This is a genomic window from Arcanobacterium hippocoleae, from assembly GCF_040360365.1.
GTDB classification, from domain to species: domain Bacteria; phylum Actinomycetota; class Actinomycetes; order Actinomycetales; family Actinomycetaceae; genus Arcanobacterium_A; species Arcanobacterium_A hippocoleae_A.
In genome coordinates this window covers 1,177,170-1,190,450 of the sequence record NZ_CP136412.1, presented here as the reverse complement: position 1 = coordinate 1,190,450, position 13,281 = coordinate 1,177,170, and the positions used below count along the sequence as shown (strand labels likewise).

Annotated in this window: 10 protein-coding genes and 2 pseudogenes; 8 read left to right on the top strand and 4 right to left on the bottom strand. The window is 48.6% G+C overall.

What is annotated here, in order from left to right:
* Positions 1-503: 503 nt before the first annotated feature.
* The 3 genes from RQN30_RS06190 to RQN30_RS06180 form a co-directional block, all read right to left on the bottom strand.
* Positions 504-1,163 (bottom strand): Wadjet anti-phage system protein JetD domain-containing protein, encoded by a 660-nt coding sequence (locus RQN30_RS06190; RefSeq protein ID WP_353061700.1) that lies wholly within the window; start codon positions 1,161-1,163, stop codon positions 504-506.
* Between the two features lie 441 nt (positions 1,164-1,604).
* A complete protein-coding gene (locus RQN30_RS06185) occupies positions 1,605-2,462 on the bottom strand; it encodes an Abi family protein (protein ID WP_353061789.1) in 858 nt (285 codons plus the stop codon).
* A gap of 6 nt (positions 2,463-2,468) precedes the next feature.
* Entirely contained in the window at positions 2,469-3,605 is a 1,137-nt protein-coding gene (locus tag RQN30_RS06180; protein WP_353061699.1) for an IS1249 family transposase, read from the bottom strand.
* Positions 3,606-4,770: 1,165 nt separating this feature from the next.
* Here RQN30_RS06180 and RQN30_RS12560 point away from each other — a divergent pair.
* From RQN30_RS12560 to RQN30_RS06135, 8 genes and pseudogenes are all read left to right on the top strand, one after another.
* Positions 4,771-5,894 (top strand): annotated as a pseudogene (locus tag RQN30_RS12560) (DNA glycosylase AlkZ-like family protein).
* 7 nt (positions 5,895-5,901) lie between these two features.
* Positions 5,902-6,240, top strand: coding sequence for a hypothetical protein (locus RQN30_RS06165; RefSeq protein WP_353061696.1), 339 nt, complete (start codon positions 5,902-5,904; stop codon positions 6,238-6,240).
* Positions 6,241-6,505: 265 nt separating this feature from the next.
* Positions 6,506-7,036, top strand: a complete 531-nt coding sequence (locus RQN30_RS06160) for an MFS transporter (protein WP_353061788.1) — start codon at positions 6,506-6,508, stop codon at positions 7,034-7,036.
* 94 nt (positions 7,037-7,130) lie between these two features.
* Positions 7,131-7,610 carry a hypothetical protein gene (locus RQN30_RS06155; RefSeq protein WP_309956058.1) on the top strand — a complete coding sequence of 160 codons (480 nt, stop codon included), beginning with the start codon at positions 7,131-7,133 and terminating at the stop codon, positions 7,608-7,610.
* Between the two features lie 2 nt (positions 7,611-7,612).
* A complete protein-coding gene (locus tag RQN30_RS06150; RefSeq protein ID WP_353061695.1) occupies positions 7,613-7,915 on the top strand; it encodes a thiamine pyrophosphate-dependent enzyme in 303 nt (100 codons plus the stop codon).
* Positions 7,897-8,199: a thiamine pyrophosphate-dependent enzyme gene (locus RQN30_RS06145; RefSeq protein ID WP_353061694.1), complete on the top strand. Its 303-nt coding sequence runs from the start codon at positions 7,897-7,899 to the stop codon at positions 8,197-8,199. The genes RQN30_RS06150 and RQN30_RS06145 overlap by 19 nt, the downstream gene beginning before the upstream one ends.
* A gap of 600 nt (positions 8,200-8,799) precedes the next feature.
* Entirely contained in the window at positions 8,800-9,186 is a 387-nt protein-coding gene (locus tag RQN30_RS06140; protein WP_353061693.1) for a DDE-type integrase/transposase/recombinase, read from the top strand.
* A 235-nt stretch (positions 9,187-9,421) separates the two neighbouring features.
* Positions 9,422-10,573, top strand: a pseudogene (locus RQN30_RS06135) (IS3 family transposase).
* Positions 10,574-10,727: 154 nt separating this feature from the next.
* Here the strand turns inward: RQN30_RS06135 and RQN30_RS06130 are convergent.
* On the bottom strand, positions 10,728-13,277 hold the full coding sequence (locus tag RQN30_RS06130) for an ATP-binding protein (RefSeq protein WP_309956061.1): 2,550 nt from the start codon (positions 13,275-13,277) through the stop codon (positions 10,728-10,730).
* Positions 13,278-13,281 lie beyond the last annotated feature (4 nt).

The following is a 13,281-nucleotide window of genomic DNA, read 5'->3' as shown; positions in this document are numbered from 1 at the left end:
TAAGTACGTTTTTAGCTAGTCGAGAATTCTTTGGGCTTTTAGGCAGTTGAGTCACTCGATTGAATATCAAAACCGAGATATTGGATAGTTTGCCCTTATTGCACTTAAGGATAATCCGCAACTAGAGGTCTTGCCCATAATAACTCTACCGATGCCTGCAAGTTCCAGGTTCCTGCGAGAGAATAACTTTGATCCCACAGTGCAAATACCGAATGCAACAGTGAAACTCTTCTACCAATAAGTTGCACTCTAGAGTTCAAGTATTCATACTCTAGAGTGTGAATTTGACGGCAGAGCGGCTCTCCCGCACCCTTGAAGAGTTTCGCCAGATCAAACTCGCCAAGTAGTAAGGAACGTTATTTCACATCACAGACTCAGAAGTGAAACGCCAGATGAAACCTACCAAGAGTGAGCACCAGGCGAATCAAATTTCTCCGCAACTGTTGAATAGCTGAATAAAATATTCCCATGCACCAATCCCTGTTTTTTGAAATCAGCATCAACTACTTTGAATGGTCAGCCATCTGCACAATACGTTCCCACGCATAATCCCAAGCAATTCGTTCTTGCTCAAGACACACTGCAAAACCATCATTTCCATGCATCTGCAGATACGACAATGTAATGCGTTCATCTCCGGTGAGCCAACTGCATTCATGTGCAAAAGTTGAAACTGCTTCACTCCCCCAAAGCTCTTTGTGTGCTTCCAGCGTCGCAACGTCCATAAGCACTGAACGTACGTTGAATCCGGTTCGTTCACGAAGTTTTGCAAGAATTTGAAATCCATACGAGTCTAAATCGCCCCAATAGATTATTGGATATTGTGATAACCACGGCACGCGTTTTAATTCCACAGCTCGCATCCCTTCTCCGCAGATTCCAATAAGCCCTGCAGCTTCAGGTAATGCCTTTGCTGTTTCCCGATTTTCGACAATTACCACAGCTTGCAATTTCATCTCTGGAATCTGCAAAACAGCTAAATCCTCAGCTGCCACAATGGCTGCCCGAAGTCCGCCAGGCCGCAAATCTGGATCCATCCAAGTAACAAAAAACTCTGGTTCAGATGTGAGAAGCCCAAGCCCGTCATCTTTCAAAACACGACTCTCGCGAAGCAATTCCTCATGAGGATTTATACTGTCAATAGTAGTAGATAGATACGGCAAATTTTCAATCCCCTTCGATTCTATCCTGTGTGCATAAAATGGAGCATACCGTTATGTACACACTCCGAGCCGGTTTGAAATAAGGGGCTAATACTCAAAAATCCCGCTCAGATAACCCGATTCCTATGAGCACACCGAGGGTCTCCCTACGCAAGCGAATGACTCAAAAGGTATTCCAGTAGCAGTCAGATACACCCAAACCGAAAAGGGAATTCTCATCTCTGTTGCTCAGCTTTATCAGACACGTAGTGTCTGGAAATGCCTAACAGGTATCAGCGGTGGAGCTGTGACAGGGGGCACGCTCGGACTTGGTGGAGCTGCAGTCGGAACTGTAACCATCCCCCCTTATAGGAAGTGTTTCAGGTAGAATTGCAGGGAATGTTGCTGGAGCTATTGGAGATGGGCGGGTACGAATGCAGCTACTATCGCGAGGAGTAGGGTTTAGAAGCTGCGGTTCCAGTTTTCTGGTATTCCCATACTGGTCGGGGCAACAAGAGGATTTACTAAAAATTCATGATTGATGAGATTCGTGATTTTGTCTGGCCATGTTGTTCCAGGTGATGTGATACGAATAAGGCCGGCCATGACAGTAAGAACCCCGAACATCTGCTCGCTTTGCCCTTCTGGTAGGTTCTGGAATTGAGGAAGTGTTCGCAAAGCTGCAGTAGGCGCAGGGGCGAAGGATTTATTCCACAGTCTTGCGTGGTGTGCGCAAAAATTACGGACAATGGTCAAATGTTCCATCCAGCGCACGAGCGGTGATTGTAGTTTGGCTTTACGCTGCTGATTTTTCGATAAAGCCGCTAGGTCAATGGTAATGCCCATATTCTCAGCAATTGAACGCTGGTCAGATGCAGGTAACCTCTCGTAGAGACGTGAGATGTCAGCAAAATCAAGCACCTCAGCTAGCACCCAAAACGGATACTGCCCATCATAGTTATCGCGATAATGCTTAATAGCTTCATTATTCCTACCTGCACGCGCGATGCGTTTATTGATTACCATAATCCACTGTTGATGGTTAAACGTTAGGCGAAAACGTTGTGAATCCATATAGGCAAAAGGATCAGTGGCGATTAAGGCTTCTCCGAGACGGGTACGCATAGCAATCTCGATACGTTCCATACCGTCATGGACGAGTGCCCGCAGTTTCCGGTCTGCCTCATATAACTCGACCGCGTCACTAAAACGCGTACCCGAACAGAAACTATCATCTCTATTCCCGTCGTGTGTAAGTACTCGGGCAGGATACCAATATGCTGATAGGCGTAGCTGGGCTAGCGGACAAAAGTTATTGATTTTTGGTTAGTAGTCGTTTTGGTAGGGTGTGCTGGTGTGGAGGTCGTTCCAGTCGATTCCGGTGCCCCATCGTTGGTTGTTACGGTCAGCGTGGCGTAAAGCGGCCGCTTGCTGGTAGGCACGGGTGATGTCTGTGTTTGTGGGCATGATGCGTAGAATCTGGGCGGGGCTAGCAGGGTTTTCAGTGTGCAGGTAGCACCACCAGCCGATAGTCCGGATACGGTGATCAATACTCATCCCTCGATGCCGATGTAGTAATTCGCGTAAAGGGGAGTTGATCCCACCTTCTATCTGATTGTTCGTCGCTGGTAGGATACCGATAATTTCGCCGTCATCATACAGGTGAGGGTCAAGGAACGTGAACAAGTACCCACTATTGATGAGTCTAGTTAGACTGTTGCAGGCTTTGACGAGTCGTTCGTGTTTATCTACGAGTTTCCCTTGCTCGTTTTTGGTTTTCTCACTCAAAAATACGCTCCAATGCTCACGCCAAGCATAGAAACTATCAATCCACGCATCCCTTGCTGCAGGGGTTGTTACGTGCAACAGGTCAATACCCAGCCGATATAATTGCCGACCGCACTCGGTGCGTGATTTCGTGGCGGTATAGCGTTTAACTTGGTTAAACGCATGGAACGTGCAGCGTTGAACACGAGTTGTAGGCCAGAGTCGTGCATGAGCTGTTTTAAACCCTGTACCGCCATCAGTTACGACCATCTCTGGTGGTGGAATCTTCACAAGCAAATCCATCCATGCTTGTCTAGATTCACGCCTAGCTACATGCCAAGCAACCGCATATTCACGGCTACAGGCAATGAGTACAACTGCTTCACGTCCTAAATGTATTCCATCTGCATGGATCACCTTGTGTACCTGACCATCAGGCATACAGACTGGCCAGATTTCCCATAACGGGGCAGCCCTGTGCCTAAATGTATGACCCTGACCTGGTAATTCTCGTTGCGTTGTTTTTCCCATGAGTACGTCAAGGAACACGCGCAGATCCCGAGCTATAACATCGTTATCCCAACGCGTTGTTACCCTGCACGAGGTACAAATCCGGCGTTGATACCCGCATTTATCTCTACTGTTTTTCACCATGCCGCCACCACACTTCGGGCAGTGTTTCTTATTCGATCCCATACCCACCAGTATGAGCCGACTTTCACCACGACTTTTCCTTACTATAGCAAGGAAAACCCGCAACAAAATCAATAACAATTGTCCAACCGAAAACTCGAATCGAAACGAGTTTTCACCCAGAAACCCCCACCACACCAACGAAAAACAAGAAAACCATCAATAACAATTGCCCGCTAGCCCAGAAGCTGATATCAGGGCAGGAGGTGAGTACCATGCGCACATCCGCAAGCGGCATTTCGCCTAGTATCAAGCGAAAAGCCCGCCTAGCTCACCATCGCGAGCCAAACGGGCTTTGTATCCAATACGGATAGTTGTGCGAGACTTAGACGTTCATTTTAATACAAAGCGGGTTGCTTGGTGCAAAGGCTTGCTGGGTGATGCAAATTTCTCTAGGCTGGCGCATTTGGGTGCATGCTTGGTGTATTTTCTTCGTGCCTGGTGCAAATGGTGCTTATTACTTCGGCGGGATAGATAAAATGAATGGATCATCGGAGCCAACCTTATCAGTGGTGAGGGTATCTTGTAATGGTGCACCCCAAGTGCCAAAGACAAGGAATACTTTCTGGGTAACACACCTGGCACTTAACCGCTTGAATGATATGTATGATAGTGTAGGTAACATTAATAGCTAGGTCAGACGAAGGAAAATGCATGACTGAAATATACTCCACGGACACAGACTCTGGAACCTTGTCGGTCTTTGAAGACGCGAATGGAACTGTGCGTAAGATTGCAACTATCCGATTGAGCAAATTGAAGTCGCAGGAGGAGTTTCTGTTGAAAACTCTGCACGGGCTGTCGGAAAAAGTCAGGTTTGGACTCGTGGAGACGCAACAATAGCTCTCGATCCCCCGCCATGGTTAAATTCATATGAGTTTGAAAGCGATGCAGGTCGACAATCGATGTTCCTTCCCAATGCTCTTGGCACTATCGAGTGGAGGCAGGGATGGACTGTTGAAAAATGGGATGACGTAGGAGTCCTTATTATCCCTTCACCGCTGATGCCGGATCTTGGAGTTGAGATAGGACTATTATCGCCAGCTACGCTTAAGCGAATTGCGCCTAAAGGCATAAGTATCGCTATCGCTCCAAAACGCCGAGTTGAGATTAAAAGAGGGGATGAGGTTGCGCGTCTGATTCCAATAAGCCGTGAGTGTATGAGACTATGATCGAAGGCCAGCCAGTAAAATATGCTGTGAATATTGATCTGCGGATGGCGCGTAAAGTGGCGGTGTTGGCGCAGGGGTTGGCTCCAGCGCAGCTTGAGTCGGTCAATTCTTTGGACTCGGTGGTGAAGCGGTTGGGCTGCGTACAGGTTGATTCGATTCAGGCGGTGCGGCGTTCGCAAGAAATTGTGCTTCTTTCCCGGGGAGTGCAGCGGTCTGAAGTTGATGGTCTTTACAACGCAGCGGCGGGCTTATATGAAACTTGGGGACATGCACATTCGCTACTCCCTCAGTCTTCGTGGCCTATTTTTCACTGGCGTCGCAGTTTAATTCGTAAAAATGGTCTTACTGGGCCTCCATATAATCGGAAAGTGGGTGCTGAGGTTTTGCAGCGGATTCGCGACGAGGGCCTGCCACCCAGGCGATGTTGAGCAAAACTCACGGCACCGGCTGGGATCGTAGTAGTGAAGTGAAAGTCGCCTGCGAATGGTTATTGAGCTTTGGCGACTTGGCTGTGGTAAGCCGGGATGAACGTTGGCAAAGAATTTACAGCACCCCTGAACAAGCAAATTTGCCAGCTGGTGAGGTTTTGAGCGTTGAGGAAAGTCTACGAAAAACAGTAGATATCGCATTGGATGCTCTGGGCATCGCAACGCTCAAAGATGTTTATGATTACTTTCGATTCCCGAAAGACCCACGAATTGCCGAATACTGCTATGAAAAAGGTTTTATTCCGGTCAGTATTGAAGGGATTAAAGATACCTGGCTGGTTAGTGAACACTTGCTCAATGCAGTTGACGAACTTGATTGGACCAGTTCTCAGATTGTGGTGCTCTCACCTTTTGATTCACTCATTTGGCATCGCCCACGGCAGCTTGCCCTGTTTGGCAAGGACTATCGGCTCGAAGTTTACAAGCCAGCGCATAAACGCGAATTTGGCTACTTTTCCATGCCCCTGCTGAGCAATGAAGACATTATCGGACGGATAGCTGCCAGAGTTTCAAATGGCAACGTAACGGTGGAAAATCTGGAAATTGTCGATAGCGTCAATCCAGGTTTTGTCGAAAGCAAAGTTAGAGATATCCTCCAACTTTGGACAGCTCCTCTTGAAAGCGTAAAGTGAGCAGATAATGTACAAAGAGATTCTTTCCGATCGTGAAGCTTCACCACTGCTTCTAGCGATCAATTTCAGTCGTTTAGCTGCAGGTTTGGTGCCATTCGGTCTAATCGCTTTATATGCCAGCAAACATGAGTACATGTTTGCTGGCATTGCATCATCGCTGCTGATGGCAGCAGGTGCACTCACTGCGCCATATAAAGGCAGGCTGATCATGAGATTTTCACCGCTCAGGACAATTGTTCCTATGTCTGTCGGATATTGTTCATTCATGGCGCTTGGCGCATTTCTTAGTTATGTTGATCAGCCATTTCATATTGCCGTAGTTTTTTGTTTATTGGAACATTGTTAGTCCCGCCAACTCCTGCCCTCGTACGAACGTTATGGACACGCATTGCTCAAAACGACGATTTTAATCGCGCACTTCATGCACTTGATTCTGTGGCTGAAGAACTCGTGTTTGCTATAACTCCGTTGATTACTGCTCTTCTATGGTCTACTGTCGGAGCATTTTGGGCTATTCCGCTCGGTCTATTATGCGGATTCATGGGCACGACAGCGCTGATTATTTTAGCTGGGAGAAAGGAGGTATCTACTCGTGATCTGATAATTAATCAATCAAGAGTCGATACAGCAATGGCTCCCAAATCTCCAAAAGTAATTTCCGCTCGATTTACCTCAATCGAGCTACCTGGAGAATTCTTGGTCCAATTCTTGGTCTTGGCTCTGCGATGGGTGCTTTAAGTATTCTACTCACCAAGTGGTCTGAAGCATCGCTAGGTGAACAATCCGCTTCTGGCATCTTTCTCAGTATAATCAGTTTTTCTGGATTTTTCGCAGGCTTATTCTTCGGAAAAATAAAACCCAGGTCACTTAGCATCAGCTCTCAATACCAAATTGCATCACTTTCTATCGCAGTCGGAGTAGTATTTATATCACTCGGATCCAGGCTACTATTTGTTGTTATTGGCTCAATAGTTTTGGGTTCTGCTATGACGATCATGTTCATCATTTCTTTCGTGCTTATAGGTGAACATTATAGAGAAGCGCAACAAACAGAGATGAATGCCGCTATCGGAGCATCATATGATATTAGTAGTGGTCTTTCGAATCTGTCCGCAGGTTTTTACTGTCACAAGTCGGTTTGACCTCTTCGCTTAATGCCTTAAGTATAATCCTTGTGCTGCTGACAGCAATGTCTTTTCTTATAGAAACTCCGAATAGTCACAGGGAGTGAGATACATGTTTGATTCTGTACTCTCGCCATCTTATATGCTGAATAATTGCTACGATTCCTTTCCTTTGGTTCCATGTTCAGAATTGAACGACATGGTTGAATTAATTAATCTCAACGATGTCTTCTTCTGTTCACGTGAGGAAGAAGCTATTGCTATTGGTGCTGGATTGTATATAGCAAGACGTCGTCCTCTTGTGATGATGCAATCTTCTGGTCTAATGTCTTCTTTGAACACATTAGGCTCTCTTGTTATTGCATACGGTATTCCACTCGTAATCGCTGTAGCGTTGAGAGGTGGTCGCGGTGAGTGCAACCCAACGCAAATTCCTGCGGGTTTTGCGGTTAAGTCAACTCTTGCAACTATGGGTTGTAAAATAGTGACTGCTTCGTCAAGTGAGGGGATCGATGTTTTATGCAAAATATCATCTAAGCCCTTACCTGCACGTTTTGGATCTGCTCCAACTGCTGTTCTCATTGAGGGATAGTAATGAATCAGAAACCAATTGATATAAAATACTTGTTTACTAAGCTAAACACCCACTCCACGACCTTGCAGGTTGTATGTCACCTGGGGCCTACAGCTTTTCTTGCAATGGATCTTTTTCCTGAGGGAGTAGTTTTGCCTTTATATGGTTCTATGGGCATGGTGTTACCTGTCAGCCTTGGTTTGGCCCTTGGGTCAAAATGTAAGATTGTCGCTGTTGAGGGAGACGGTAGTCTGCTAATGAATCTTGGAGCTGTTGCAACAGTCGCGACAGCTTCCCCTCAAATATGCTTTGCCTTATTTTAGATAATGGAGGATATCAGACAACCGGTGGACAGCCTACAGCTTTTTCTGGAACACAAGGCATCTTCAGCGTACTTGAAGCCTCTGGATTTAAGCATTTGAGGGAAGCTACACAAGATAATATTGATGACGCTTTGGCATGGGGACTCGAGCCCGGACTGAGAGCCGTAATTTGTAAAACACTTCCACTAGATTACCCATTTAGGGATCGTCTCATTTCCCCTATTGATTCCATCGTCGCTTTCCAGAACATTAATGAGTTTAACGCCAATGAGAATCTTCACTAATGAGCCATTACGTTTTAAATTGAAAAGTTTGTGAGTCTTATGGTAGCTAGTCTGGGATCGGCTGGCAAGATTGGTGTTGGCTGTTATTGCTCGTGACTGAAGTGGTCTGGGTTTTGTTTTGTTTGAGTGGATGGGAAGATCTGGGTTGTGTTAGAGAAGTTTGATTGAGGTGTGAAGGATTGTGTGGTTCGTTTGGTTGAGGATTGGATCTTTGCTGAGGGGCGTCGATTCAGGTCGCGTGTGAGGTTGTTGTTCCTAAGTTTGGGGTCTGTTGGCATACGGCTAGGTAGTGGGTTCAACAAGCCCGATGTTCAGGTACGTTCAGGATAGTAGAAGAAGATGTGATCGCTGAAAACGCTAGGTTACGACGTGAGAGTCAAGAGTTACGTGACAGTAACGAGATTTTGAAATTGGCGTCGGCTTTTTCGTTTCCGCACTTGACTCGAAACGTCGTAAATGATCGTGTTTATTGATGGATATCGTGATCGTTTTCTGGTCGAGTTCATTTGTGCGACGTTAAACTAGGAGCGTGAGGGAGGTTTCATTACTTCGCGTGGGTATCGCGGGTGAAGGCCTGTCAGTTCTCGGCTCGAGTCAAGCGTGATTGGCAACTCATCGAGTTCGTCTGCAAAACCCCATAAAGAGAACTACGCGGTCTATGGGTTGCTGATATTACGTGCGTTAAAACTCGTGCTGGTTTCGTCTACGCGGTTTTTGTTACCGACGTTCTTTTCAAGGAGAATTGTGGGATGGGTTTTATCGAACTTGATGCGGACCGAAGCTCTGTCCTTGCAGGTGTTGAATCAAGCAATCCGTAATGCTCACTCAACCACTAATCTAATCCATCACAGTGACCATGGCTCTCGGTACGTCTCGTTGGTCTACCATGAGCGTCTCACACGGGCTGGTATTGGTGAGTCAACGGGCAGTGTAGGGGATTCGTGGGATAACGCGTTAGCTGAAAATGTTAACGGCTCGTACAAATAACGAGCTTATCCATGCTTGCTTGTGGGACAATGTCCTTGAGGTCGGGATCGCGACCTTTGAGTGGGTGACCTGGTGGAACACGTGCTCCTACACGAGAACCTTGACTCCCGCACGCCGCAGGAAATCGAGGAAGAGTACTGGTGCCGACATAAATCGCCATCGATAACGGAAAACAAGGTAAACACCTAGAAAGAAAACCCAGACTACTTCAGGCCAAGGGTTTAAGAATGATGCGATTAGCCTTGTGGAGTCGGGTATCGCGGTTAAGTAGGTTGCTAGGGATCTGGGGGTAGGCCGGGGAACATTGTAGGCCTGGTTGCGTTATCATCGTCTATCTGAGCATGGTTTGCCGTTATCATCAGCTTCGGTTGATGGTGGGGATTTAAGTAAGGCTTTGAAGCGGATTCGTGAGTTGGAGATGGGAAACGAGGTGTTGCGTCGGGCGGCGGCGTATTTAAGCCAGGCGAATCTGCCCCAAAATGATTTACCCGCTTGTACGTGAGCTAGCCGCCCAGCGTTTCCTGTTCCATATCCTGGTACGGTTTTCTTGCCGGGTGTTAAAGATTAGCTGGCAGGACTACTACAAGTGGGTTAAACAACCAATATCTAGACTCGAAATGCAAAATCGGGCGCTTATTGAGCGGCTGGCCTATTTCCATGGTGAAGATCCTTATGTCGGGTATCGGATACTTGCCGATGATCTTAACGATGAACACCAATCCCAAGGCCGGCCAATGGTTTGTGAGCGTCGGGTATGGAGATTGTGTAACAAGGCAGGGGTCGCATCACAGATAATTCGCCGTAAGGGAGGCTACCGTAAGGCTGGTATCCGGTTCATGATGACCTACTTAAGCGTGATTTCACAGCTTCTGGTCCGAACCAAGTGTGGGTAACAGATATTACCGAGCATCACACTAGGGAAGGGAAAGATGTATATATGTGCGTTCAAGGATCTGTGGTCGAATCGGATCGTTGGCTTATAGTATCGACAAGCGTATGAAAGCACGTATCGCGGTTAACGCTCTAGAAATGGCGCTCCAGCATCGCGGCTACCCCCCAAGGCGTGATTATTCATTCGGATCGAGGAAGCCAGTTCATCTCTAAATCCTTTACCCGCACGCTGGAAACCAACCAGCTGCAAGGATCTATAGGGTGGGTCGGGGCTTGCGGCGGTAATGCGGCAATGGAATCATTTTGGTACTTACTGCAAAAGAACGTCCTAGACTCTAAGACCTGGCAAACCCGTCAAGAACTACGCCTAGCGATCATTTCCTGGATTGAAGGCAAATACCATCGCAAACGCCGCCAACGCAGACTCGCCAAACTCACACCCATCGAATACGAAACAACATACAATCAAAACGCGAGCAACCAGCTCGCAACATAACCATACAAACCGTCAACCAAACCCGTATTATGAAAATCTGCCTGTAATAGCTAGTTTGTAAAGTGGAACAAAACCTAGCCCACTCCACCTTCACGTTTCGAGACGCGAGCCGTTGTCGCTCGATTCGGAGGTCTAACGAGGCATGATAGTCGCGCTACGTTAGCAATCCATTTGGCCAATGCTTCTCGTGGTTCTTCCGCAGCTTGCGGAGATCCCCAAACACCACCTTGAGATCAGCTGAAGATGGCACATCGTTGTCGTGGTTGCCAGGATTTAGCAGGCTCTTCCAGCGTCTCCAACGTCCGGGCTCATCGGGCGACAAAGCATACGGGCGCACCTCATTTTCTAGTTCTCCAAGTGTTTTCTCCCTGACTTCCGAAACTCGGGTTGGGGCGCCGTCTTCGGTCCGGTTCGTTGCGATGATTTGCTTAGCTAATCGCTCTGCCGCGCAGCGCAGGTGAAGGGAAGCGTTTTTGCGTCCGCCAAGGGTTCTGCTGCCAATCAAGTCCTGTGCAGTGGCCATGTAGTTACCAAAGACGTCGCCCTCGTCCGTTGTCTCTGTCCCCTCGCATGGCTCAGTGAGAGAGAGTCGATAGTGCTGGATGCCCATGTGCGCATACCGTTCCCTCACGGCGACTTGGAGCTTTGGGTTGTGGGTCAGAAGTATCACCTGGATTTCTGAATCGATCAGCTGCCCGAGAGTCAAGTCCGCGAATGTTTCCGTATGGTCTGGGTCAAAACCGGGTAGAGGGTCGTCGAGCATAACAATGGGGATCCCAGCAAGTACTTGACGTGCCAAGAAGGCCGATAGGCCGAGCGCATTCAACTGGCTGTCGCTAAACACGCCGATGGCTGATCGTTCCTCGGGTGCTTCACCTTCTGCAGGAGACATCGTTGCGGATAGGTTAACAAATCGGCGTCCTGACGCCCTGCGCTCCACCCCGCCAAAACCGATCAGCTCGGAAGGTCGAAGTGAAGACCACCACCGCTCGATCTCTGCTCCCATCTGATCGAATCGACGATCGATCAGAGATTTCTCGGCACTGCTTAGCGTTCGCGAGACCTTCGATAGGCGTCGCTTAGCGTCTGTCCTACGCGCTTCGCAGGAAAGCTGGCTCCATAACATGTCCACATTTGCTCCGAGCCGCAGAAGTTCACGCGTTCCTCCCGGCAACTTGACGGCCAGCAACTTATCGCCAAGTTCATCGCGAAGCCGCGAAACAACACCTTCGGATTCAGCGCACATTGCAGCCAGCTTCTCTGCCACCGCGCGCACTTTCAGTAAATCATCGCTCAACGAACGCCCCAGCTGCTTCCTAGCGGCCACGAGGACCAACAAGTCCTCGGCACGGGTCAGCATGTCCTTGCATTCGGTCCTCAGTGACTTCAGAAGGCTCTTGAACGACTGAAAGCGCTCGCGAACACCGTTCGTCCCTAGAAGGGAGACTGAGTGCTGACTTCCAGAAAGGAGCTCACGCAGTCGATTCTCGTTCGCTTCCCACTGTTCGTCGCTCCAGTTCAGGCAGTCGGGCGCTATCCCTGACCACGCATTGGAGTACGCCCTGATGTCGCGTTCAAGAGCACGAATATCTGTGGCCAGATTTTCGGAAGCCTCATTCAGTTCAGATTGTCCCTTGAGGGAGGCTTTGATCTCGTCAATCCGAGAGACCGTGAGTCGGCCATCTTCGCATACAGGGCAAATCGTCGGCTTGGAGATCCCCGAGTACCGCTCGTTGTGAACCAGGGCCTGAAATAGTGTTGCCAGTTCCGCTGTGCTTTCACCAGATTCAGCCAGCCTCGTCTCGTACTCAGTTGCGGCTGCCGAGTATGTGTCTACCGAAGGCAGCTCCGTAAGCTCTTCTACAGGCAAGCTAATGGAACGCAAAGGGAAGACGTCCTCCTCTGCCTTTCTCTTTCGCTCCGCCAGTGTCGCCAAGGAGTCGTCAAGATTTTCAGTCGCGACACCGAGAAACGAGATCGTCGTCTGATGCATCGCCTTTCGGAGAGAGTCTTTCGTCTTTGATTTCAGCGCTACCTTCACATCAGGTGCCAGTTCTGGAGCTATGTTTGCGAGTTCCCTCAACGTCGACGGTAGTTCGAGGGTAGGAAGGTTTTCCAGATGCTGCTTGGCTTCCCGGAGAGCGGTAGACGCGACCTTGAGGTCGTCCAATGAGAGAACTGCACTGAAGTACTCTGCGCGTTTCTGAGGTTCGGTGCTAAGCGCGTATCTCAAGTTGTGCTGAAGCAGAACAGGGGCTTGCATTGGCTGCGGACTCAACAGACTGCCGAATGCGTCGAAGGTTTCGACTGACTCTCCATCGATCGTTATGCGGCTTTCGCAGTCTTTCGATTGGTCAAAGTCCTTCAAGAGAGAGCGCCTCACAGTTCTTACGGAGCCATCGCCATACCTAAAGTCGCCCTCTACCCACACGTCCTCCACTGGATCGAGGTGGACGTTTGTTAGCACTCTGTCGTACTCCGATTTCGCCCCACCGAACATGCTACGACGGCTTATTTGGCCAGAAACCAAGAACTCGAAGGCTTCCGCCGTGGCGGTCTTCCCTTGGCTGTTCTCGGCGCTGATAAGGGTGATTGGCGAATCTGTGTTGATCTCACGAACTTCGGTCCCATACGACCTGAAGCCGTGGATTCTGAGCCGAAGAAGCCAAACAGGAGCGGCTGGGGTTTTGGAAAGCTCAGCCATTTCC